Raw genomic sequence first — 22,918 nt, forward strand, 5'->3', positions numbered from 1 at the left:
CTAGCCGTCAAAAGCCTCCGGCTCCAACTCCTGCCAGAAGGCGATGATCGCACCGGCATTCAGCGCCGAACGCCAGCCGTGCTGGCGGAAATGCTCACGGTCCAGATCGCTGTCCAGCCCCGACAGGAACAGCCGCTTGTCCGCATCGCGCTGGGTCGGGTTTCGCCGCGAAACCAATGTTTCGACGATATCCAGATGGCGGGCGCGATCACGGCGGGCGGCGGCGCGTGCGTCAAAGGCGGCGGCCTCGGCTGCGGCGTCGGCGTCACGGCGCGCCTGTGCCTCACGAATGCGGGCCTCTTCCTCGGCTGAAACCGGCGGCGTCACTGCGCCCTCCGGCGACAGGCTATAATCTCCGTCAATCGCAGCGCGCAGATAGCCCAGCGGTGATTTCACCGCCCCCTGCCCCGCCACATAGTCCAGCTTCTGCTGCACATAGTCGGCCCCGTGTTCGGTGATCCATTGCCGCGCCAGCCGGTCAGAGACCCCCTGCCCGCGCAGTGCCTTATAGACCGGTTGCTGGCGCAGCCCCTCGCTGTCGTCGATCTGGAACATCGCCATCTGCGGGTTTTCGCGGATCAGAAAGCGGATTTCGCTGACCGCGCGGCCCTTCTTGCGGGTCTGCGGTTCGATAATGATGTCGGAGGATTTATTGACCTCGGCCACCGCCGGTTTGATGATCTTGGCATTGAGATGTTTGAAACTCTCGTAATAGGCGGAGCCATCCACCCCCATCAGCTTGCGAAAGATCTCCAGCCCCCACCAGCCGGTGGAGCCAGTGCGCACAAACCGGTAGCAATTCTCATAGAGCGCCAGCCCGTGGCCGGAACTGAAGTTGCGCTGAATCTTGACGTTGATCAGGGCAAAGATTTTCGGGTCATGCAGTTTCTTGGCCAGCTCTGGCGAATAGGCGTATTCGCAAACACCGTTTTTCAGCTTGGCAAAGCTGAGCAGCGAAGAGACGCCCCATTCCTGATGGCCCTGCTCATCCAGCATATCCCACTCCGCGACGGTTTCCGCCAGTGCCCGCAGGCTGGCGCGCAGGCTGTCGATATCGTTGGAATTGTACCCCACCATCATCGCCAAAGTGCGCGCGTCGATGGTATGGCTGCGCGCGGAGGTCAGCGTGTCATAGGCGTTGAGCAGCAGCACATTTGACAGCTTGCGCTGCAGCAGCGTCAACTTGCCGCTGATATGGATCGCAGCCACGTTTTTCTTCACCGTTTCGCGGGTCAACGCGCCGGTCAGCCGCTCTTCGTCAAAGCTGGGCTCTGCCATGGAATCACTGCCTGTCATCATCGCTCTCTTTTACGCCATACCCTGCCACAAAAGGAACCCATACGACAACCGCGCATGGGTTCCTTTTGCGGGCAGCCTAGCCCGGCCTCAGCGCCCCCACTAAGCTGGCCCCTGTGGCGGGTGTCGTCTAAAAGGTACCCGTTCACGGGACGCCCGCTGATTGAGGCGCCGATCTTTCGAATCGCGGCACCGGCCCAGCATCGCATGATTCCGCCGGGTGTTGCGCCGCAGAGGCACAGAGCGCGCGCCCAGTGCGCACCACATATTTCGCCCGATCAGTGTCAAAAATTACGCATCAGGCTCTGTATCACGACCCTATGGCGGTCTATCATAGGGCGTCATCAGGGTGGTTTGCGCGGCAGGACGGTCCCAATCGACAAAGATCACTATCCTGAGAATCGGCGCCTTTTGCCCCGCGTTCAGGCTCCTTTTATCCTGCTGATGGGTCCCTTTGATCCTGTATCTGGGTGCCCTTGAACCCGAAGCCGGGTCCCCAAACTGGGGTAAGTGACTGTAATCAGGTATATAATCCATACCAAAGACTCTAAAGATTCTAAAAAATATAAACGTTTAGCTGTGATCTATTTTTGAGTTTTTGAGGGAAAACAGGAACGTTTCGCCGCGAAACCTCTCTTTGCGCGGATAAGGCACCCGAAAAAATCCCTACGATGGGTCCATACCACCTATGCAGCACCGGAGATGTTCCCTATTCTCTGGCATATAAGCGAAAACAGAAAACACGCGCATAGACCCAGCATAAATTATGCACAGAGATCGAGCAGCTTCATGACCTCTCCCACCTTGCCTCCCTATTTCAATCTGGACCCGGAACAGGCCGCCGCCAAGCTGCCGGATCCGATCCAGACCACCCGTTTTGCCAAGGCGGCTGCCATGTGCAGCAAGGGCCGCGAAGATCTGGCCCGGCGCGGCTATGCCCCCGATGGCGAAAAGCGGCTGCGCAAATTTTCCACTTGGGAGATCACCCGCTATCTGATCCCGGTGGCGCCACAGCATCTGCGCCGGGTGTTGAAGAACCATCCCGACCTGCCGCAGGGCGAGGGCGAAGGCGGCTCCAAATGGTTCACGCTGGAGGAGGTTCTGGCGCTGCGACAGCATTTCGCCTCCGAAGGGATCTCAACCAAGGAATACCTGCCCTACCGCCCCAAAGGCGTGCCTGCCAAGGTAACGGCGGTCGCCAACTTCAAAGGCGGCGTTGGCAAAACCTCCACCGCTGCGCATCTGGCGATGTCCGCCGCGCTGGATGGTTACAAGGTGCTGGTGATTGATCTGGATTCCCAAGGCTCGATGACCTCCATCCTCGGCGGCACGGTGGAGGATGAATGGTCCACCGTCTTTCCGCTGATCGCCAAGGACTATGCCAAATCGGTGGTGGCGGAAAACGCCGTGCGCGCCGCCGCCGGGGAGCCGGAACTGCCGCTGGATGAAACATTGAATGAGGCGCTGCGGGTTTCGTCGCGAAACGTCATTCAGAAAACCCATTGGTCCAACATTGATCTGATTGGTGCGCAGCTGAACCTCTATTGGGCGGAATTTCAGATCCCGGTCTGGCGCATGGGACTGCGCAGCTGGCCGCTGTGGGATGCGCTGAGCAACTTTTTGGAGCAGGAGGGCATTCTGGATGACTACGATATCGTCTTCCTCGACACGCCCCCGGCGCTTGGCTATCTGACCATCAATGCGCTGTCGGCGGCGGATATTCTGCTGGTGCCGCTGGGGGCGTCGTTTCTGGAGTTTGACTCCACAGGGCGGTTTTTCGATATGCTCTATTCCACCTTTGCCTCCATCGAGGAGGGGGAGAATATGGCACAGCGCGCGGCCGGTTTGCCTGAAATTAAATTTGAATGGGATGTAGTAAGGGCGCTGATCACGCGCTTTGACGCCAGTCAGCAGACGGATATGGCGAATGTGATCCAGGCCTATTTCGGAGATTTCATGAACGCCTACCGTCAGGATGTCACCGCCCTTGTTGGGCAGGCGGGAGAACAGGTGAATGGGATCTACGAAGCAGACTATCGCGACTTCAACCGCGATACCTATGTCCGCGGTCGCGAAACCTTTGATCGGACCTATGCGGAATTCAAAGAGCTGCTCATCGGCAGCTGGTGGCGCGACACCCAGATGGAAGAGGCGGAATAACATGGCAAAACGCAGACGGCTGAGCGCCCCCGACGCATCCGAGATCGAAGCCATCGAGGAGGGTTTCGCGACGAAACCCGGCATCAATCCTTTTGATCCGGCGCCCGGTGGTGTCGCGGCCAGCGCGCCGCCCATCGCCAAAGTCTCGGCTGAGGCGGCGCAGTTGCATGGCATGGCATCGGTTGCGGACCGGGTGGAAATGGCCCGCGACAAGGCGGACGCCGAGCGCTGGCGCGCCGCCGAGGATGCGGGCGAAACCGTGCTGCGCATCCCGCTGGCGGAGATCGACCGCGACTATCTGCGCCGGGATCGAATGCAGATCGACGAGGAGGAGCTGGACGAGCTGACCGCGTCGATCCGCACCCATGGTTTGCGCAGCCCGGTTGAGGTGATCGCGCTGGAGGAGGGCTACGGTCTGGTCTCCGGCTTCCGCCGTCTGGAGGCCTATGCGCGGCTGAACCGGAGCGAGGACGGCTTTGCCGCGATCCCGGCCTTCCTGCGGCGCGGGGCTGACAGTGCTGGCGCCTATGTGGCGATGATCGAAGAAAACGAGCTGCGCGCCAATCTGACGCCCTATGAACGCGGGCGCATCGCGGTGCTGGTGGCGGGGCAGGGGGTGTTTGCCTCGGTCGAGGCGGCGGTGGATGCGTTGTTCGGCGCGGCCTCCAAGGCGAAACGCTCGAAGGTGCGCAGCTTTGCTGCCGTGCATGAGGGGCTGGGCGATCTGTTGCGCTACCCCAATGCGCTGTCGGAGAAGGCCGGGCTGAAACTGGCGGCGGCGCTGCGCTCGGGCGGGCAGGGGGCGTTGCGCTCTGCTTTGGCCGGGGCGGATCCGGCGGATGAGCGGGCCGAGTGGCGGTTGCTGGAGGCGGTATTGGTAGATGCGGGGCCGACACCTGAGGTCAAACCCCGTGGCGGACGCCCGCGTCAGGTCACCCGTCTGGCAGCGCGAAAGCTGCCGTCGGGTGGTGATCTGTCGGCCGAAGTGGCCCCCACGGCGGTGCGGATTGATCTCAAAGGGCGCAGCCTTGACCCCGATCAGGTGGAGGCGCTGCTGGCCCTGATAGAGGATCAGCTGGGCTAACAGCTGCGGGCGGGTCAGGTCGTGGGCTGCGGATGCGGGGACACACGTATAAGCATATCGTGCCCCATCAGGCCCAGACCATGCCCGCCCCGATTGACCAATGCCCGCCCGCGCCACACGGGGGGGGCGCGCCGGTCCAGATCTCCACCAAAAAACAAACAGAACCCAGCGGCAGAACAGCCGCGCGCCATTTTCTGGCGGATCCACGGCAGGCGCATCAGCCGCCCTGGTCCCGATCAAAAAAAATCAGCACGCCGGGAACCATTATGACGCTGGTCGAGTTATCCCACCAGTAACAGCAAGCATTACGCTGACAGCACAAGAGGATGAAAACAATGAAAAATCTGCTTCTCTCTACCGCAATTGCCCTGACACCTGCGACCGCCGTTCTGGCGGATGGTCACGGCGATATGTTCCGCGCTGAGGCTGATCCGATGGCCATTCATGCCTCCGAATTCATTGGTATGCGCGTTTACCGCGCCGAAAATGGCCAGGAAGCAACCGAATACGCTGGCGTACAGAAAGAGTGGGACGACATTGGTGAAATCAACGATGTGGTGCTGAATCGCGACGGCACCGTGGATTCCGTTCTGGTTGATATCGGCGGCTTCCTCGGCATGGGCGAAAATCAAGTCGCCGTGGATATGAAATCGGTGAAATTTGTCGCCGACAGTTCCACTGCCGAAGACCTGAACGACTTCTTCCTGGTGATGGAGGCTTCGGCCGATGCGCTGAAAGAGGCGCCGACCTATGATTGGACCCGCCAGGTGAGCGCGGACGTCGAGGAGATGAAGCAGGAGACCACTGCGGCTGCCGGCGAAATCAAGGACGACGCGGATGCATTGGTAGACGATGCCGAGCAGACAGCTGAATCCGCTTTTGACGCGACCAAGGATCCCTTCACCCGAGAGGGCTTCGTGACGGCATCCACAACAGATCTGACCAGCGAGCAGCTGACCGGTGCACCGCTCTATGACAGCAAGGATGAGTGGATCGGTGAGGTTTCGCAAATCAATCTGACCAGCGACGGCAAGGTGAAGTCGGTTGTTGCGGACATCGGTGGCTTCTTGGGGCTGGGTGAAAAAACCGTAGAGCTGGAGCTGAGCAAGATGGACATTCTGCGCGCCGATGATGGCGACGACCTGCGCGCCTATGTGTCGATGAGCAAGGACGAGTTGGAACAGCTGCCTGATTACGAGAAGTAATCCCAATATGAACCATCGTCAGCGGCGATCTGCCGCTGGCGGTCACTCTTTCGGGGCGTGGTGCTGATGCATCGCGCCCATTATTTCGTCAAGTTCTTCCATATCGACCACTTTTTTTGCGCTAATTAATGACTAAAACTATACCGAACGCCCAACTTTAACGGTCAGTTCAGCATTTCTTGGCCAGATGGGCGTCACTTTCGGTACCGACGACTGGACGGAATTTGCAGGCTCTTTACATCTCCATGATCAGGCAGATCTTGCCAGTGATACTATCAGGCATCTTTTTGTCCCTCGCGAGTACGGCGACAGCGGAGCCGATCCGAATGACCTACGAGGAATTCCACCCGTATTCCTTTACTGACGCGGCGGGGCAGCCGCAGGGTATGTCCATTGATATCATGCGCCGGATTGCCGATACGGCCGGGCGCAAGGTGGTGTTCCTGCCCAATCGCAACCCGGCAGGCATGCTGGAGGAACTGCGCAGCGGGGCAGCGGAAGTGACCTCGTTGCTGGCGCTGACCCCGGAACGGCTGGCGGCGGGACTGGCAACACAGAAGTTGGGCGCCTTTGAATTACAGGTGTTTGTGCGGGGTAGTGGCTCCATTCAAAATCTTGGCGATCTGACCGGAACCACTGTCGGCGTGGTGCGAGGCAGTTTCGCGATTTCCGGTGCGCGATTGATCCCCTTCGCAAATCTGGTGGAATTTGAGACGACTGACGATCTGATCCTGCCCTTGCTGACGGGCGAGATTGACGCCGTGGTGTCGGCGCATAATAGCTTTCTGATGCGGCTGCGCATGGCCGAAGTTGAAGATCGGATTGCGCCGCTGTCACCCCCGCTGGTGACCAGCGCATACGGGTTTGTGGTCGCGGCGGACAATGAGCCGCTGCGCGCGCAGCTGAATGCGGCGATCGATAGCAGCATATCGGCTGAGTTCCTGGCCAAGCTGGAGCAGACCTGGTTTGGCCGGTCGCGCACGCTTTGGGATAATGTGCTGGTGCGTTGGGGATTGCTGATTTCGGCGGCAATGCTGGCTGCGATCCTGGTGCTGGGCTACTGGTTTTTCTACTATAGAAACCAATCGGCTGAGCTGACGCGGGACCGGGCCAGTGATCAGCTGTTGATCGGTGCATTGGATGAGGTGGCGGCGGCGATCGTTATCTTTGATAGCGATCTCAAGGCGATCCATTGGAACCACGGGTTTGAAGTTATCTTTCCCAGCATGGTACCATCGTTAAAAAAAGGCGCAACGATGCGCCAGATGATCCTTCAATCCTATTTTGATGGCACTATTCAGAATGATCTGAGCGACGCTGAGATCCTGAAAAAGGTGGACGGCATCATTGAAGCGCTGCACCGCGGCCAGAGTGAAATGCGCAAAGTGAGGACCCAGGATGGACGGGTGTTTCAGGCGCGCGATGTCAGATTGGGCGCGGGACATTTCGCGTCTTTGCGGGTGGATGTGACCCAGTTGCAGCACCAGCAGGACACCATTGCGCAGCAGGCGGTTTCGCTCGAGGTGGCGAATGAAGAACTGCGCACCTTTTCCGCCATCGCGGCGCATGATCTGAAGGCGCCGCTGTTCAGCCTGCTCAATCTGATCGAATTCATGGCCGAAGATATGGAGGAGGCAGGCATCACCCTGCCGCAGGATGTTGAGGCCAATTGGTTGCAGATGGAACGGCTGTCCCATCGGATGATGCGGCTGGTTCAGGATCTTCTGGTCTATACAACCACCCAAAGCGAAAGCCACCGGTCCGAAGTGATCGAGCCGTCGCCGCGCCTCCAGGAGGTGCTGGATCTGGCGGGCCCGCGCGAAGGGATCGAGGTGATCATCGAGGCCAACATGCCCCAGCTGCAGGTCAATCCCATCGCCTTTGACATGGTGATGCGCAATCTGATCGTGAATGCGCTGCAGCACCACGACCGGGATCGCGGCACCATTATTCTCAGCGCGCAGAGCGACGGTGACGTGGTAACACTGTCGCTGCAGGATGACGGCCCGGGCATCCCGGAAGAGCATCGTGAGCAGATTTTTGCTCCGTTCCACCGGTTGTCTGCCTCGACCGAGGGCAGCGGGCTTGGGCTCGCCTTTGTTAAGAAAACGGTGAAGAGCTGGGGTGGCAATGTGCAGGTCCGGCCGGCACAGCCACGCGGGGCGGTATTCGAGGTGAGTTTTCCGCGCTCTGCGATGCAAAGTGAAACTGTAGACCTGCGGCAAACAGCGGGCTAGGGCGATACGGCACTACGGCGCTCGCCGGCGGGGGCTGCGATCGGCCGGGGATCGCCGATCCTGTGGGCCTGGTGCGTCAGGGGGCGGGCCGGTGCATTGACTCTTCTTCCGGGCGCTCGCTACAGAAAGGACAAAATTGGGACAACACTAAGACAAACACCGCGGCAATTCTGCGGGGTGGGTCTCCCGGTTTGGGGATCGGGATCGCCGGTTACAGTTTCGGCTGTGGCGACGGATCCGGTGCCACCTATCACGCAACATCCCCGGGGCGGAGTTGGATATGACAGAACAGCAGAGCTTCTCGACCGCGCCCGCGCAAGGGTCGGAAGAGCTGACCGTTGCGCTGCATATCGGCGCGCCGTTCACCGATGAGGATCAGCTGGTCTGGTCCCTGCGCAAGGATGCAGGGCGGCTGCTGAAGGAGGGTGTGCTGGTGCGGCGTCCGGGCACCTATCTGAAGGAGCTGACCGATCTGAAAGGGCGTGCTGCAAAGGAAGGTGTGGGCGAACTGGAATGTGAGGCATTTCTCGATGGGGTGCTGCGCGAGGCGGATGTGTCGCGGGTGGTGTTGTCGATGTCGAGCGTTCTAGGCGTACCGGCCTGGATGCTGAACGGCGGGCGCCTGTACAAGAACGCCGGGGCCAATACCGCCGCGCTGCGCGCGGTGTTTCCGCAGACACGCTGTGAGTTTTTCCTGGGCCTGTGCAATCCGGCGACACTGGTGCCCACCGCCTTTGGTGCGCAGTCGCAGAAGGACTGGTACGGGTTTGCCGGGGATACGGATCTGATGGAGCTGCGCTGGTCCGAGGTGGTCGGCGATATCCTGAGCGCCAATCCCGATTGCGGCATCACCGTCTGGTGCAACGAAGAAACCCCGGTGGTGTGGCCGCGGGTGTTGGGGCAGATCACCGGGCAGGGGGCGGGCTACCGCTTTGCCGGTGAGACGGATATTCTGCGGCAGGCGATGACCGAAGAAGGCACCCGGCGGCTGGAGGCCTATCTGACCGCACGCCCGCAGCTGAGCGAGGCACAGCGCGATCAGGTGCGGGAGCTGTTCCTGTCCTATTTTCACTCCGAAGATGCGGTAGAGGAAGAAATCGACCTGCCCGGCTGGTCGCAGGGTTTTGTCGATACGATGACGGATCGCTACTTCGAGGACGTCGAGCTGATCCGCAACATTCCCGGTGTCACGGTGATCGGCTGATCCACCCCCGGCGCCGCTGATCCGCGTGCCGGGAGCAGAGCGCCCTATGTCACTCTCTGGTCAGTCTTCGTGGGCGGAGGTCCGCATGCGGGCCAGATGTTCGTCCCATCCCTTATCCAGCGCCAGCAACAGATCGAAGGCCTCAACCCCCTGCGGCAGCCCGGTGTGGCTAAGCGATAGATTGGTGCCGCCGGGCACCTCTGTCAGGGTCCAGGAGACGGTGCTGGTCTGATCGCCCATTGGCGCGATGGTGAAACTATACTCAAGCCGGGTGTACGGCTCGGCCAGATGCACCTCACCCCACATCAGCCTCTTGCCGCTTTCGGTGCCGAACATTTCATAGGGGCCTTCGACCAGCGGGGTCTTGGGCTTGTGAAACCAGATCGCCAGTTTCTCCGGTTCGGTCAGATAGGCCCAGACCTGGGCCGGGGCGGCCCGCAGATAGATGGATTTGCGCAGGATCGTATCGGTCATTGGATGTCCTTTTCGATTTCGGATTTGAGCGTCGCAAGGCGGTCGTCCCAGAAGGCATCGAAGAAGCCGAACCAGTCGAACACCTGTCGCAGCCCGTCCGTATTGAGGCGATTGAGGCGGGCGCGCCCTTCGGTACGGACCGAGATCAGATTGCCCTCGTCCAGAATGGTGAGATGTTTTTTCACCGCCGCACGGGTCATCTGAAAATTCTCTGCCACCTCGGCGATGGTCAGGCTGTCCTGCGCCAGAAGCCGCAGAATCTGGCGGCGGGTCGGATCGGCGAGAGCGCGAAAGGCCATCTGCTCAGTCAATTGTTCTTGCGGTTGATCGGGCGGCTGTATCGCCGATGGGTGCGGTGGCGCCTGGGCCATAGCGGTCTTTGCTCCCTTTTGTGATACCTAATGGTATCTCTTTATATGAAACCGTTTGGTACTATGTCAAGCGAGTCGGTAGCGGATCTGCGCTGAGATCGCCGATCTGCAGGCGAAAATACCCTGTCCGGCGTCCTGTCCTGCCGGGACGGGCAGGGTTCACGTCCTGTCCGGCCCGGTTGGACGACAGGGGCGCGGGGGTCTGTCACAGCTGTGTCCAAGGTGGCCGATGCGCTGCCCCGATGACCCGCTGTTGTCGCCCACCCCGATATCTGGCCAGAGAGAGACCGCGCCATGCTCAGACCTTCTTTTCATCCCCGTCACCTGACCGCAGCCCTGCGACAGTACCGGCGCACTGTGCCCCTGCTGCCGGTGGTGGTCTGCATCGCGCTGGGGCTTGCCATCGGGGTGTCGCCCGCGACCCCGGCCGGCGCCGGTGCGGATGATATCCAGCCGCGCGACGGTCATTGGCTGGCGCTGATGCAGTTCCGCTCGGTCAGTGGCTGTTCAGCCACCCTGCGGCGCGAGATTGAGGCCGATGCCGAGGATGAGGTGCTGTACTCCAAGCCGCTGACCTTTTCCACGCCGCTGGACCTCAACCATCTTAATGCGGCCTGGGAGGTCGATATCGACTGGACCCGCACCAGCCCCAACCGCTGGGAAGGGGTGATGACAGAGGTTGAGCGCACCCTGTTTGGCAAGGTGACAACGGTGACCGCTCTGAAGACACGGGTGATCTCGGAGGGGCTGATCGATCAGAAGGCGGTGGCCACGATCACTTTCCCGCCGCGCATCGCCCGGCAGATCGGCTCAGCGGAGCCCTGTGTGGTGCACGCCGATATCACCCATCGGCGGCGCTGATCCGCGCCGGGCCGGCTGTCCGTTGTCCGGATGTGTCCGCACGGACAGGGATCTGCGCCCGCGCCTGACGGCTGAGACGATCCCTATCTGGCGCCTGATCTAAAGACGCCGAATACCATGCTTTCATTCGCCCCGACGCTGGCTGCGGAACACACGTAGCGGGGGGCAAATCACAGATACCCAACCAAGACCTGAAAAAGGATACGACAATGAAACTTCAACGCAGCGCCGCTCTCGTGACCGCGTGTTTTCTGGCGGGCGCATCAGGCGCCGCCGCTGAGGGGCTGTTTGCCAACGGGCAGTTCACCCTTGGGCTGGGGGCGTTTGCGGCCTCCGATCAGTATAAAGGCGAAGGCACAGAGGCCGCCGCGCTGCCGTTTGTGTCTTATGACAGTGATCGGTTGCATATCGGCTGGGACGGGGTCGCCTATCATTTCCTGAACAGTGAGGATCTGGAGGTCTCGGTGCGTGTGGGCGCAGGTGAGAAACCGGATTTCCCGGAGAACAAGCCGCTGTTTGCCGGGTTGAAGCGCAGCACCCCGATCGAGGCCGGGTTTGATGTCACCTATCGGTTTGACGGCTTCTATGTGGCTGGTAGCGCGATGGCGGATGTCTCCAATGAGCATGACGGCTATCACGTCGAGGCCAAGTTCGGGACCGAGTTCCAGATGGGCCAGCTGGGGGTCGATATCGGCGCCGGGGCGCGGATGCGGGACGGCAAGCTGAACAACTTCCTCTACGGGGTGTCGGCGAGCGAGGCAAACGCGCAGCGCGCCGCCTATGATGTCGGCTCCACCACTGAACCCTTTGTCGATATGACCGTGATCTATCCAATCAGCGACACAGTCTCGGTGCTGGGTACGGTGGATTATCAGCTGGTCGACAAGAAGGTTCACGACAGCCCGCTGACCAACAACAAGGATCGCTATTCGGTTGGGCTTGGCCTGATCTACAGCTTCTGATCCATGGCCACCCCGCTTCATGCGAACCAGCAGGGTAGGGCAGAGGAGGCGCGGCGTGACACCGCGTCTCCGGCAGGCTCTGCTGCCGCTGTGCCACCGGTATCTGCCGTGAACGAGACGTCCCCAACGTCGCAGGCTGCTGCTGAGACGCCCGCCCCGACTGTACCCCCAGCGGCGCCGGACCCTCAGGTGATCCGGCCTGCAACGGCATCTGTGGCACAGCCCGCCCCAGCCCCGCTGCCCCCCGGCTGCGCGGGCGGGGCGGATCCTGCGGGGTTGGAATTTGTCAGCGACCCGGAGGCCAAATGGCCGCCGCGTCTGGCGGCGCTGATTTGCGCCGGGCTGGTGATCTGGATGGCGGCGGGTCTGGTTTGGCCCGCCGCCCCTGTGGCAGGCGGCGGTGAGGCGAAAACTCCTACAATAGAGCCTGTTTCGGTTGCGGTGCGCCTGTCACAGGCCGCCCCGGTGACGCGGATGCTGCGGGCCGAAGGGGTCAGCAAACCCGACCGGGACGCGACCTTGAGGGTGGAGATGTCCGGCCACGTGGCCCGCGTTGCGGTGACCAAAGGCGCGCGGGTAGAGGCGGGGCAGCTCCTGGCCAGCTTGCAGCCTGCGCAGCGCACAGCGTCGCTGGCGCGGGCGGAGGCGTCGGTGCTGCGGGCCGAGCGGGATCATACCCGCGCCGCGGCGCTGCATCAGCGCGGGTCCAGCACGGAACAGCGGCTGAGCGAGGCGCGCGAGGCGCTGGCCGTGGCCAAGGCGGATCTGGCCGCCGCCCGTCAGAGCCTTGCAGAGACGCGCATCACCGCGCCCTTTGCCGGTCATCTGGAGGCGTTCGACCTCACCCCCGGTGCCTATGTGCAGGAGGGGGCGGCAGTGGCGCGGGTGGTGGCGCTGGATCCGCTAAGGGTGAGTTTTCAGGTGCCGCAACACCAGCGGGGATCCTTGCGTGCGGGGGCCGTGGCGCAGGTGCGGTTTTTGAACGGGAACAGCGCCGAGGGGCGTCTGAGTTTCTTGGGGCAAAGCGCGCAGGCCGACACCCGCAGCTTCGCCGCTGAGGTGGTGCTGAACAATCCGTCCCCACCCAATGCGCCCCCAATCCCGGCGGGGATCAGCGCCCGGATTGCGGTGCCGCTGGACGTTGTGCAGGCGCATTTTCTGTCTCCGGCGCTGCTCTCGCTGGATATGGCCGGGGTGCTGGGCATCAAGAGCGTGGATGACGCGGATCGCGTGGTCTTTACCCCGGTGGAGATCGTCCAGTCCGAGCGGGATGGCGTCTGGGTCAGCGGGCTGCCGGATCAGCTGCGGCTGATCACGGTGGGGCAGGGGTTTGTCACGGCGGGCGAGGTGGTGCGGCCCCGAGAGGCGGCGGCCACCACGGGACAGGCTGCAAGCGCGGAGGCGCGGCGATGAGGGGGTGTCTCGCGGTGATATTTGCCCGCAGCCGGGCGGTGATCCTGATCTTTGCGGCGCTGCTGTGCGGTGGCGCCTATGCCTACGTCAGTATTCCGAAGGAAAGCAATCCGGATATTCCGATCCCCTTTGTCTATGTCAGCACCAGCCTGTCGGGCATCTCGCCGGAGGACAGCGAGCGGCTGCTGGTGAAGCCGCTGGAAACCGGGCTGAGCGGGCTGGCGGATCTGAAGGAGATGAAGGGCCATGCCTATGAGGGCTATGCCAGCGTGACGCTGGAATTTGAGGCGGGCGCCGATGTGGCCGAGGCGCTGGACCGGGTGCGCGTGGCGGTGGATCAGGCCCGTCCCGACCTGCCGGAGGCCGCGACCGAGCCGGTGGTGGTGGAGATCAACACGGCGCTGTTTCCGGTGCTGACCACGGTGCTGTCCGGTCCGGTACCGGAGCGCAGCCTCAACCGCATGGCGCGGGAGCTGGAAACCCGGCTGGAGGCGCTGACCGGCGTGCTGGAGGTTGATATCGGTGGCGGGCGGTCGGATCTGCTGGAGGTGCTGATCGATCCCGTTGCCTTTGCCACCTATGGGCTGTCGTTTGAGGCGCTGGTGGGTCAGATCAACCGCAACAATGCGATGATTGCTGCCGGGGCCATCGACGGGGCCGCCGGGCGCTTTGTGCTGAAGGTGCCCGGGTTGGTCGATGGGGCGGCAGATCTGATGCAGATGCCGGTGAAGGTGGAGGGCGGCGCGGTGGTGACGCTTGGCGATATCGCGGTGGTGCGGCGCCGGTTTGAGGATCCCCGCAGCTTTGCCCGGATCAACGGCCAGCCGGCGCTGACGCTGGATATCACCAAACGCAGCGGCGCCAATATCATCGAGACCGTGGCGGCGGCAAAGGCGGTGATTGCCACCGCGCAGCAGGACTGGCCGCAGAGCGTCCAGATCGATTATCTGCTGGATGAGAGCCGCGAGGTGGAGACCATGCTGGGCGATCTGGAGGCCAATGTGGTGGCGGCCATCGTGCTGGTGATGCTGGTGGTGATCTATGCGTTGGGGTTACGGCCGGCGCTGCTGGTCGGGCTGTCGATCCCCGGCGCGTTTCTGGCCGGTGTGGCGCTGCTTTGGGCGATGGGGATCACCATGAACATCGTGGTGCTGTTTTCGCTGATCCTGGTGGTCGGAATGCTGGTGGATGGCGCCATTGTCACCACGGAGCTGGCCGACCGCTACCTGCAGGAGGGCCGGACAGCGGCCGAGGCCTACCGCGCGGCGGCGGGGCGTATGGCGGGGCCGCTGCTGTCCTCCACCGCAACCACGCTCAGCGTGTTTGTGCCGCTGCTGTTCTGGACCGGCACCACTGGTGAGTTCATGAAATTCCTGCCAATCACCGTGATCGTGACGCTGGCCGCATCGCTGTTGATGGCGCTGGTGTTCATTCCGGTGCTGGGCGGGGTGATCGCGCGTCGGTCCCCGCAAACTGCGGCGGCTAAACAGGCGCTCCATGCGGCGGAACATGGCGATCCGCGTCTGGGGCGCGGGATGGCGGGGTTCTATGCGCGGATGTTGCAGCGGGCGCTGCTGTTTCCCGGCACCACTGTTCTGTTGAGTCTTGCGCTGTTGTTGGGGACGTTTGGGCTTTATGGGAAATACGGGGCGGGACTGACGTTTTTCCCTGAAATAGAGCCTGAATTTATGCAGGTGCAGCTGCGCGCGCGGGACAATTTTTCAATCCATGAGCGTGATGCGCTGGTGCGCGTGGTGGAGGATCAGCTGTTGCAGACCGAGGGCATCACCAGCGTCTACGCGGTGGCCTCGCTTGGCGGGGGCGATGATCTGGACCTGATCGGCACCATCCAGCTGGAGCTGGACCCCTGGGACCAGCGCCCGCCCGCCGCTGAAATTGGCGCGGGGATCCGCGCCGAGGTGGCAGATCTGCCGGGGGTCGAGGTGCGGGTGGAGACCGAGGACGACGGGCCAAGCGGTGACAAGCCGCTGGATCTGCACATCACTGCCCGTGACCCCTCCGTGGCGGAGGCTGCGGTGGCACAGATCCGCGAGATCATGACCGGGATCGGTGGTTTCACCGATGTGGCCGACAGCCGGGCGCTGCCGGGGGTGGAATGGCGGATCGAGATCGACCGCGCCGAGGCCGCGCGCTATGGCGCCGACCTCAATCTTCTGGGCCAGACGGTGCAATTGCTGACCCATGGCGTAATGGTGACCAGTTTTCGTCCCGATGATGTGGCGGAGTCGGTGGATGTGCGGGTGCGGTTCCCGGCGGCAGAGCGCAGTTTCGACGGGCTGCGGGCCCTGCGGGTGCCGACCGCGTCCGGGCTGGTGCCAATTGCCAACTTCACCCGCTTTGCACCGGTGCCGCGCTCCGGCTCGATCGAGCGGCGGGATCAGTCGCGGGTGCTGACGCTTTCGGCCAATGTGGCGCCGGGGCTGCTGGCGGATGCGCAGATTGAACGGCTGCGCCAGGCGATGGCGGTGGCGGATCTGCCCGACGGGGCCAGCTGGCGGTTCAAGGGCGAGGCAGAGGAACAGGATGCCGCGATGCGGTTTCTCATCCTTGCGTTTGTGACGGCGGTTGTGCTGATGGCGGTGATCCTGATTGCGCAGTTCAACAGCTTCTATCAGGCGGCAGTGGTGATGTCGGCGATCATCTTCTCCATCGCGGGGGTGCTGTTGGGGCTGCTGGTGGCGGGGCGGCCGTTTGGCGTGGTGATGGGGGGCATCGGGGTGATTGCGCTGGCGGGCATCGTGGTGAACACCAATATCGTTTTGATCGACACCTATAATGCACAGCGCCGCGCCGGGCAGTCCCCTTGTGAGGCGGCGCTGCGGGCGGGGGCGCTGCGGCTCAGGCCGGTGGTGCTGACCTCGCTGACAACGGTGCTGGGGCTGATGCCGATGGTGCTGGGGATGAAGCTGGATCTGCTGACCGGCAGCATGGTGTTTGGCGCGCCCTCCAGCCAGTGGTGGACCGAACTGTCGACGACCATTGCGGGCGGGCTGGTGGCGGCGACGCTGCTGACGCTGCTGGTCACCCCGGCGATGCTGGTGCTGGGCGCGCGCGGTCAGCAACGGCGGGCACGTCGTCGTGCGGCACGGCGGGGACTTGGTGCTGAGGCCACGGCATGAACGGGCCTGTCTGCACCGCACCACCGGCGGGGCGGGGCGGTGATGGTACCGCCCCGGCGCGCGCCATCACCGCCCCGGATCTGCGGCGGCGCGGCTGGCCCTGAGGGCAGAGGGGGTGGTGTTCATCTCGCGTTTGAAGGCGTTGTAGAAAGACGAGCGGGAATTGAAGCCGACATCATGCGCAATCACCAGAATGGTTTCATCGGTGTCATGCAGCTGCGTCACCGCGTCCTGAATGCGCCATTTGTTGACGTAGTCGAAGAAATTCGACTGCAGCGTCATATTCAGCGTCTGCGACACGTAGTTCGAGGTCACGCTGATATGTTTGGCCAGATCCCAGAGCGACAGGTTGGGATCACGGTAGAGCATATCCTTGGTCATGGCGCGTTCGATCTTGGTGGCGATGCGGGCCGCGTGATCATCGGTGAGGGCGGAGCGCTCGTATTTTGCGGCGGCCAGCTCCCGGTCGGTGGTGGGCGGCGTGTCGCCACCGGGTTTGGGCATCAGACCTGGCTGTTGCCGCACCCCCCAGATGCCGATCACCCAGGTGATGGCAAGGCTGGTCAGCCCATTGGTCAGGTCGGAGGCGTCGCTGAACAGCTGGAACATCTCAATTTCGAAGAGGTCGGCGAGGATCTCGGCGATGCTGATCAGAAGATAGGCGCCGACGGTGGTGGTGATCCACCAGACCCAGGTCAGCTCGCGATCCTCGGTGGTGGCAAACAGATCCTTCAGCCGTGCGCGATATCGCGACAGCATTTTCATGATCAATATCAGATAGAGCGTCACCTGAATGTAGAACAATATCTCGACCAGTTGGAAGTAGATCAGGATCGCCTGGATGTATTGGCTGAGGTCGGCGAACTCCAGATCGTTCTGGGCGAACAGGGATTTCGGAATGGTCCAGAACAGCACCACCATGCTGATCGCCAGTAGGATGGGCACCGCATGCCAGAGTCTTTGGCGGATCGGCGGGCCGTCATCCTCCGATGTGAGGGCGCGGACATAAAGCCACAGCAACAGCGGCTGAGCAAAGACAGCGGGCACATGCAGGCTGTTGAACCGAGAAATCAGATAATCATAGGCCTCATCGGCGACCACCAAATCCACGATGACAAGTATTTCGCTGACCGATTGGGTCACGAAGAACAGCGCCAGCGGTACATAGACGCGCTGGTGGCGTTGGTGCAGCAGCAGTTGATTGGTGCAGAACAGCGCCATGCCAAGGTGAAACGCCGACAAGGCCAGCAGATATTTATCGTCGACCATCGCGCGCCCGATCCTCAAAATCCCTCTCAGGGCTTTAGCAGTGGGCGGCGGCAAGGGACAGATCTGCGGGCGGTATCCCTGTCCTTGCCAGCAGGGAAGAACGCCGGACAGGGGCGAAGATGGGTCTTGGCGGCGGGCTAGAGCGGGGCGTCGTGGTCCGGGGTACGCTCTGCCGCAGCGAGCACGCGGATCGCCTCGACCCGGTTGCGGACGTTCAGTTTGCGGTAGATGGAATTGGCGTATTCCGACACGGTATGCGGTGAAATCTTGCAGACCGCCGCGCATTCCTTGGAGGTGAGGCCCTGGCTGAACAGATATAGCACCTCCCGTTCTCGCGGGCTGAGCCGGGTTAGGGCGGCCGGGGGCGGCGCGATCAAGGATCGGTCAAATCCGGCGGCCTCCGCATCCGGTTCGGCTGGATGAGGGGTGGGGGTGCTCTGGCGCAGCTCCTCCATGCGGCGGTGAATGATCAGACAGAGAAACCGCAGGCTGTCAGTCTTGCCCGCCACATGCGCGATGAAGCTGTCGCGGGTCTGCGCGGTGCCAAGGTTGAAACCTCCAAACCGATCTGACCCCTGCAGCCGCACCGGGATGGCGATGCCGGCGCGAAACCCGGTCTTGACCGAGGCCTCTTGGATGAAGGCCCGTTCCTCGGCCCCCAGATAGGGATGGTCGGAGAGGAATTCCGTGCCGGTGAACTGCGGTTCATAGCTGTTGCAGCAGTGATCCAGAAACGGATCCTGATGGCTGGGCAGCTGCTCATAGATCTGCGGCAGGTTGGTGTGGATATGGGGATGGCTGCGATCGCCCTCCACGGTGAGGTAGATGGCATAGTCAAAGCCCATGGTGGCAAAGATCCGCAAGGCCTGCGCCCACAGCGTATCGGTGCTGTTGCAGCGTTCCAGACTGTCGATGTCGGTCCAATCCACAGAGATACCCCCTAATGTTAAGGGATAACACCTGCCCCGCGCCATTGCTAGCTTGGCCAAGGTGTTGCGTGCACCTCGCGCCGATTCTCGGACTGCTTCGGCTGAGGGCGCACGCGGTTCTGGTGACCTGCTGTGAGTGGCGGGGCATCCTTTTGTTTTTGTTAGACCGTGCTTTTGGTGTGAGGCCGGTGCGCGGCGGGGCAAAGACAGCAAAGCCTGATGGGCCTGTCCAGACGTCGCATTTCCGCATGGCGTATGGTCGGGGGAGGCGCAGGGGAGGGGCGAATTTAGCGGCCTTCACCACTGCCAGGGCCGTGGCATCGCTCGCCGGGGGGCAGGCCACGGCCAATTGGCGGCAGTTTTCCAGTGTTGGCAGTCTCTCCGCGTGACCCCTTCCTCGCTACGGTGACTTGATTAGAGAGCGTATTCAGATCATATTGATGTTAATATTGATTTGAATAAGGGCGCCAATCTCCTCATGTCACAGATCTGGCAAACGTCGTCCTGGCCGCGATTTGGCTATGACCACGCACGTATTGAACCGGAACTGGCCCGCGCCGCCGAGGCGGTGGGCGAGGTGACGGGGCTTGTGCATGGGCTTGCGCCGCAGGAACAAGAGGATCTGCTGTTGCGCCAGATCGTGCAGGAGGCGATGGCCTCCTTCGGGATCGAAGGGGTGGCGCTGGATGCCAGCGAGATCGAGGCCTCGGTTGTGGCCTCGCTGCGCCATCGCGACCGGGCGGCGATCTCGCGGCGCACGGATGCGGTGGCTGAACTGATGCTGACGGCGCGCAAGGCCGATCAGCCGCTGGACAGCGCCCGGATCCTGACCTGGCACCGTCTGTTGTTCACCGGCATGGAGGTGGAGGATCTGGGCCGCTGGCGGCGGTTCGAAATGGAGATCGTGCGGTCCGCCACGGCGGGGCCGGGTGACGTTCTCTATAAGGCACCACCGCCGGAGCGGCTGGAGGCAGAGATGGCGCAGTTCCTTGATTGGCTGAATGCCGATCAGGGGGTGCCGGTGGCGGTGAAGGCGGCGCTGGCGCATCTGTGGTTTGAATCCATTCACCCGCTGTCAGATGGCAATGGCCGTATTGGGCGCGCCCTGATCGAACATGTGTTTGCCCGCAACCGCGCATTGCCGTTTTCGCTGTCGCGACAGGTGGAGCGGGACAAGAAGGCCTATTATGAGGCGTTGCAGGCCGGGCGCAGGGAGCGGGCCGGGGGCAATCCGGACACTGGCGCGGCTGAAATCGACGCCACCGAATTTGTGCTGTGGTTTCTGCGCACGCTGACGCGGGCCGCGGCCTCAGCACGGCAGGAGGCGGCGTTCATCCTGCGCCGCAATCAGTTCTTTCTGCGTTTTGCACCGGTGCTGAACGAACGTCAGGCTCATGCGCTGCGCCTGCTGTTTGAGCAGGGGCCGGAGCGGCTGGCGGTCGGCCTAAGCGCCAAATCCTATCGCAAGATCACCAAGACCTCTCCGGCCACCGCCACCCGCGATCTGCGCGCGCTGGAAGCGGCGGGTGTGGTGACCCGGATGGAGGCCGGCGGGCGCTCCACCGCGTATGCGGTTCAGTTCTGATCTGTGGTCAGGTTTATATGTCTGACCTATGGTCAGGCAGGGGCAACAGCAGAGGCCCAGGCCATCGCCTCAAAATCTTCGCGAAAGGCGAAGCGCTTCAGGTGGTTGTCGATGATCTGACGGGCATGATCCAGCTCTTCGGCAGTGGGGGCGGTGACCACGGCGCGGAGCTGTTGATCCTCGGCGGTCAGGGTCGCAGGCCCCATGCCCAGAGCCACGGTGCCTGTGGTCTCGTGATGGGTGACGGCCACCTTATGGGCGAAATGTTTGCACAGCTGTTGCAGGTATTTGGAGGCATTGGGCGTGTCGAAATGGCCGCTATCCGTGAGCATCTGGCATAATCCTTAGTTTTTCTATCAGATTTGAAAGATAAGGTTTCGCCCACGCGGTGCAAGCCAATTTTCAGAAGGGCATGCGCGGTGCCGGGGACAGGCCAGCATCATCTACAGGATGTGTTCTTGCCGACGCGGGCGCGCCCATAGAAAAAGCGCGCCCGCAGGTTATAGAGCGCAGGCGATCAGGCCGCTGCCTCAGAAGGAGACATTGGCCACCAGCGAGACGGAACGGCCCGGCTCTTTCAGCGTGGCAAAGCCGGGGTAGTCGCCGCCATAGGTGGCGCGGTCGGCGTATTGACGGTCAAATACGTTGTTGATCTCGGCGCGGATCGTCACGTTGTCGTAGGCCGCCGGGCGGTATTCGGCAAACAGGTTCAGCACCTCGTAGCCTTCCAGCTTGGTTGTGGCGTCAGCCTCATTCAGCTGCTGGTCGTAGTCGAAGGCCGCATCAATATGGCCACCAACAACCAGGTCCCATTGTGGCAGTTCCTGCTGCACCTCAAGCGCCAGCACCTGCCCGATCGGGGCGCCGGAATCCAGCACGTAATAGCTGGAGGTGGCGGCGCCGTTGACGCGGGTTTCGCTGTCGGTGAAGGTCAGCCGCGCAAAGCCGCTGTCCCAGCCATAGGTGGCACCCAGATTGTAGCCCCGGCTTTCAAAATCATAGCTGGTCACTGTCGGGCCTGCGACATCGCGGGTGTCGTCGATCTTGGTCTGGAACACTTCGCCGCCGAGGGTCCAATTGCCGCTTTGCCAGTCGGCACCGACCACCACATTGCTGGCACGGCGCGGTTTCAGGGCGGAGTAATCCCAGTCGCGGTAGAACAGGAAGTTATCCTCAATCCCGATGCCGCCAAAGACGTTGGAATAGCCGGCCCGCAGCGACAGTGCATCATTGACGTCATAGACGATGGAGAGATTGCCGCTCAGCCCGGAGCTGTCCTGCTCATAGGGGCGGCCGCTCTGGCCAAAATCCTGACCGGTGAAGGCGTTCCAGTCATAACGCAGACCGGCGGAGACCTTCAGCCGGTCACTGGGTTCCAGGCGGGCTTGTGCAAAGACGCCGATGGTCTGGCTGGTCTCGGAGGGGCGGTTGGCGCCCCAATAGTCGCCACTGGCGGAGCTTTTCTGGTCCTGAAAATCGATCCCGGCCGTGATGGTGTCGCTTTCCGACAGGTGGAAACGGTTTTGGAAAGTCGCGGAATAGGTCCGGGTCACACCCACGCTGGTCTCGGCGGTGCCAATGCTGCCGATCTCAGTCTCGGAAAAGCCGATGGTCGCGGAGGGATCCCAGTTGCCGCCGCCGTTCACAGTCTCATAGCGCAGCGAATAGACGGTGCGTTTGGTGTCATAGACGGTGTCCAGCGGGTTGAAGGAGGCGGTGCCGAAATTGGCGCGGCGGTTGCGCAGGGCGGTGTCCTGCATCTGCTGGCCGGAGAATTCAAACCGGTGCCCGGTGTCGGTCTCATAGGCCAGTTTCAGCAGGCCGGCCGTCAGGTCGCTGCGGGTGCCGTTTACGATGTTGCCGGCACCGTCGGTGTAATCGTCACCGGTCATGCGCTTGCCATAAAGCAGGATTTCGAACCCGTTGGACTGCCCCGCCAGCGTCAGCGAGGTGCCGAAGGTATCGCCATTTTCGCCGTAGCTGAGGCGTGTTTTGCCGCCAATGGCCTGGCCTTCGGTTAGGATATCCTCGGTATCGATGGTTTCCATGACCACCCGGCCAGCCAGCGCGCCGGGGCCTGCATCGGCGGGGGCCACACCGGGATCAACCCGCACGGATTTCATCAGGCCGGGGTCAAAGGCATTGGCGCTGGCGTGGTGGAACACGCGGTTGTTCTGGCTGACGCCGTCCACCTGAACCGCCAGCTTCAGCATGTCGATCCCGTTGACATAGATTTTCTGTGCCACGGGAATGGCGCCGCCGACCGACACGGAGGCGATGCCCGCAAATAGATCCTTGAGATCGCCCATCGCGGCGCGCTCGATTTCGGCATCCGCGACATAGACGGCGGTGGCGCGGTCTGCGGCATCGCCATCGGCATCGCGCTGCTTCACGATGATCGGATCCAGCGACAGGACGCCGTCGTCCTCTGCGTGGCCTTTGGTTGCGGAAAACACCGTCAGGGCCGTGCTGCACAGCAGGCCGGTCAGGAGGATGGATGATTTTTGTGCTGTGGTATGTGCCATGGTAACCCGCGTGATAAACTGGTGTTAGCTGGGGGAACCTGGCTGCGCCCGCTTTGGGGCTGTCGGTCTCATAGTGAGCAATGCGGCCCCGTGCAAGCAGGGCGATAATATAATCTTTCGGCGTGTGCCCGGACGCCGCGTCACCTGCCATGCGCGCCGGGGTGCGGGCGGGAATGGTCTCTGGACTTTTGCCGTCACCCGGC

17 protein-coding genes are annotated in these 22,918 nt (G+C 62.3%); 10 read left to right on the plus strand and 7 right to left on the minus strand.

Annotated features, from left to right (window positions below; translation table 11 throughout):
• On the minus strand, positions 1–1,278 hold the full coding sequence (locus phaeop14_RS18705; protein ID WP_096790635.1) for a replication initiation protein: 1,278 nt from the start codon (positions 1,276–1,278) through the stop codon (positions 1–3).
• An 807-nt stretch (positions 1,279–2,085) separates the two neighbouring features.
• Between phaeop14_RS18705 and phaeop14_RS18710 the strand changes: the two genes are divergently transcribed.
• From phaeop14_RS18710 to phaeop14_RS18735, 5 genes are all read left to right on the plus strand, one after another.
• Positions 2,086–3,456 carry an AAA family ATPase gene (locus phaeop14_RS18710; protein WP_096790584.1) on the plus strand — a complete coding sequence of 457 codons (1,371 nt, stop codon included), beginning with the start codon at positions 2,086–2,088 and terminating at the stop codon, positions 3,454–3,456.
• Between the two features lies 1 nt (position 3,457).
• Complete coding sequence (locus phaeop14_RS18715; protein ID WP_096790585.1) at positions 3,458–4,540, plus strand: ParB/RepB/Spo0J family partition protein; 1,083 nt, start codon at positions 3,458–3,460, stop codon at positions 4,538–4,540.
• Between the two features lie 335 nt (positions 4,541–4,875).
• On the plus strand, positions 4,876–5,745 hold the full coding sequence (locus phaeop14_RS18725) for a PRC-barrel domain-containing protein (RefSeq protein ID WP_096790630.1): 870 nt from the start codon (positions 4,876–4,878) through the stop codon (positions 5,743–5,745).
• Between the two features lie 326 nt (positions 5,746–6,071).
• A complete protein-coding gene (locus phaeop14_RS18730) occupies positions 6,072–7,982 on the plus strand; it encodes an ATP-binding protein (protein WP_244905866.1) in 1,911 nt (636 codons plus the stop codon).
• Between the two features lie 280 nt (positions 7,983–8,262).
• On the plus strand, positions 8,263–9,186 hold the full coding sequence (locus phaeop14_RS18735) for a hypothetical protein (protein WP_040171822.1): 924 nt from the start codon (positions 8,263–8,265) through the stop codon (positions 9,184–9,186).
• A 60-nt stretch (positions 9,187–9,246) separates the two neighbouring features.
• Here phaeop14_RS18735 and phaeop14_RS18740 read toward each other — a convergent pair whose 3' ends face one another.
• A complete protein-coding gene (locus tag phaeop14_RS18740; RefSeq protein WP_040171820.1) occupies positions 9,247–9,660 on the minus strand; it encodes an SRPBCC family protein in 414 nt (137 codons plus the stop codon).
• Complete coding sequence (locus tag phaeop14_RS18745; RefSeq protein WP_096790588.1) at positions 9,657–10,031, minus strand: ArsR/SmtB family transcription factor; 375 nt, start codon at positions 10,029–10,031, stop codon at positions 9,657–9,659. Before phaeop14_RS18745 ends, phaeop14_RS18740 begins: the two co-directional genes overlap by 4 nt.
• Positions 10,032–10,325: 294 nt before the next feature.
• Between phaeop14_RS18745 and phaeop14_RS18750 the strand changes: the two genes are divergently transcribed.
• The 4 genes from phaeop14_RS18750 to phaeop14_RS18765 all read left to right on the plus strand — a co-directional run bounded on the left by phaeop14_RS18750 (position 10,326) and on the right by phaeop14_RS18765 (position 16,407).
• A complete protein-coding gene (locus tag phaeop14_RS18750; RefSeq protein ID WP_244905867.1) occupies positions 10,326–10,892 on the plus strand; it encodes a hypothetical protein in 567 nt (188 codons plus the stop codon).
• A gap of 209 nt (positions 10,893–11,101) precedes the next feature.
• On the plus strand, positions 11,102–11,854 hold the full coding sequence (locus phaeop14_RS18755) for a MipA/OmpV family protein (protein WP_040182141.1): 753 nt from the start codon (positions 11,102–11,104) through the stop codon (positions 11,852–11,854).
• A 3-nt stretch (positions 11,855–11,857) separates the two neighbouring features.
• Positions 11,858–13,267: an efflux RND transporter periplasmic adaptor subunit gene (locus phaeop14_RS18760; RefSeq protein ID WP_096790589.1), complete on the plus strand. Its 1,410-nt coding sequence runs from the start codon at positions 11,858–11,860 to the stop codon at positions 13,265–13,267.
• Positions 13,264–16,407 (plus strand): efflux RND transporter permease subunit, encoded by a 3,144-nt coding sequence (locus tag phaeop14_RS18765; RefSeq protein ID WP_096790590.1) that lies wholly within the window; start codon positions 13,264–13,266, stop codon positions 16,405–16,407. The genes phaeop14_RS18760 and phaeop14_RS18765 overlap by 4 nt, the downstream gene beginning before the upstream one ends.
• Positions 16,408–16,473: 66 nt before the next feature.
• On the opposite strand, the gene phaeop14_RS18770 is transcribed toward phaeop14_RS18765, so the two are convergent.
• The gene (locus tag phaeop14_RS18770) at positions 16,474–17,676 is read right to left on the minus strand and encodes a helix-turn-helix domain-containing protein (protein ID WP_096790591.1); all 1,203 of its coding nucleotides are present in this window, start codon (positions 17,674–17,676) and stop codon (positions 16,474–16,476) included.
• 137 nt (positions 17,677–17,813) lie between these two features.
• Complete coding sequence (locus phaeop14_RS18775; RefSeq protein WP_244905868.1) at positions 17,814–18,605, minus strand: helix-turn-helix transcriptional regulator; 792 nt, start codon at positions 18,603–18,605, stop codon at positions 17,814–17,816.
• Between the two features lie 478 nt (positions 18,606–19,083).
• On the opposite strand from phaeop14_RS18775, the gene phaeop14_RS18780 reads away from it, so the two are divergent.
• Entirely contained in the window at positions 19,084–20,190 is a 1,107-nt protein-coding gene (locus phaeop14_RS18780) for a Fic family protein (RefSeq protein WP_096790593.1), read from the plus strand.
• A 32-nt stretch (positions 20,191–20,222) separates the two neighbouring features.
• Here phaeop14_RS18780 and phaeop14_RS18785 read toward each other — a convergent pair whose 3' ends face one another.
• Positions 20,223–20,522, minus strand: a complete 300-nt coding sequence (locus tag phaeop14_RS18785; RefSeq protein WP_096790594.1) for a DUF2218 domain-containing protein — start codon at positions 20,520–20,522, stop codon at positions 20,223–20,225.
• 198 nt (positions 20,523–20,720) lie between these two features.
• Positions 20,721–22,715: a TonB-dependent receptor plug domain-containing protein gene (locus tag phaeop14_RS18790; RefSeq protein WP_096790595.1), complete on the minus strand. Its 1,995-nt coding sequence runs from the start codon at positions 22,713–22,715 to the stop codon at positions 20,721–20,723.
• Between the last annotated feature and the right edge of the window lie 203 nt (positions 22,716–22,918).

Source organism: Phaeobacter piscinae (assembly GCF_002407245.1).
Lineage (GTDB): Bacteria > Pseudomonadota > Alphaproteobacteria > Rhodobacterales > Rhodobacteraceae > Phaeobacter > Phaeobacter piscinae.

Excerpts from the sequence above, each read along its gene's own strand:
- phaeop14_RS18705 (WP_096790635.1), bottom strand. The coding sequence starts at position 1,278 with ATGGCAGAGCCCAGCTTTGACGAAGAGCGGCTGACCGGCGCGTTGACC.
- phaeop14_RS18710 (WP_096790584.1), top strand. The coding sequence starts at position 2,086 with ATGACCTCTCCCACCTTGCCTCCCTATTTCAATCTGGACCCGGAACAG.
- phaeop14_RS18715 (WP_096790585.1), top strand. The coding sequence starts at position 3,458 with ATGGCAAAACGCAGACGGCTGAGCGCCCCCGACGCATCCGAGATCGAA.
- phaeop14_RS18725 (WP_096790630.1), top strand. The coding sequence starts at position 4,876 with ATGAAAAATCTGCTTCTCTCTACCGCAATTGCCCTGACACCTGCGACC.
- phaeop14_RS18730 (WP_244905866.1), top strand. The coding sequence starts at position 6,072 with ATGACCTACGAGGAATTCCACCCGTATTCCTTTACTGACGCGGCGGGG.
- phaeop14_RS18735 (WP_040171822.1), top strand. The coding sequence starts at position 8,263 with ATGACAGAACAGCAGAGCTTCTCGACCGCGCCCGCGCAAGGGTCGGAA.
- phaeop14_RS18740 (WP_040171820.1), bottom strand. The coding sequence starts at position 9,660 with ATGACCGATACGATCCTGCGCAAATCCATCTATCTGCGGGCCGCCCCG.
- phaeop14_RS18745 (WP_096790588.1), bottom strand. The coding sequence starts at position 10,031 with ATGGCCCAGGCGCCACCGCACCCATCGGCGATACAGCCGCCCGATCAA.
- phaeop14_RS18750 (WP_244905867.1), top strand. The coding sequence starts at position 10,326 with ATGCTCAGACCTTCTTTTCATCCCCGTCACCTGACCGCAGCCCTGCGA.
- phaeop14_RS18755 (WP_040182141.1), top strand. The coding sequence starts at position 11,102 with ATGAAACTTCAACGCAGCGCCGCTCTCGTGACCGCGTGTTTTCTGGCG.
- phaeop14_RS18760 (WP_096790589.1), top strand. The coding sequence starts at position 11,858 with ATGGCCACCCCGCTTCATGCGAACCAGCAGGGTAGGGCAGAGGAGGCG.
- phaeop14_RS18765 (WP_096790590.1), top strand. The coding sequence starts at position 13,264 with ATGAGGGGGTGTCTCGCGGTGATATTTGCCCGCAGCCGGGCGGTGATC.
- phaeop14_RS18770 (WP_096790591.1), bottom strand. The coding sequence starts at position 17,676 with ATGGTCGACGATAAATATCTGCTGGCCTTGTCGGCGTTTCACCTTGGC.
- phaeop14_RS18780 (WP_096790593.1), top strand. The coding sequence starts at position 19,084 with ATGTCACAGATCTGGCAAACGTCGTCCTGGCCGCGATTTGGCTATGAC.
- phaeop14_RS18785 (WP_096790594.1), bottom strand. The coding sequence starts at position 20,522 with ATGCTCACGGATAGCGGCCATTTCGACACGCCCAATGCCTCCAAATAC.
- phaeop14_RS18790 (WP_096790595.1), bottom strand. The coding sequence starts at position 22,715 with ATGGCACATACCACAGCACAAAAATCATCCATCCTCCTGACCGGCCTG.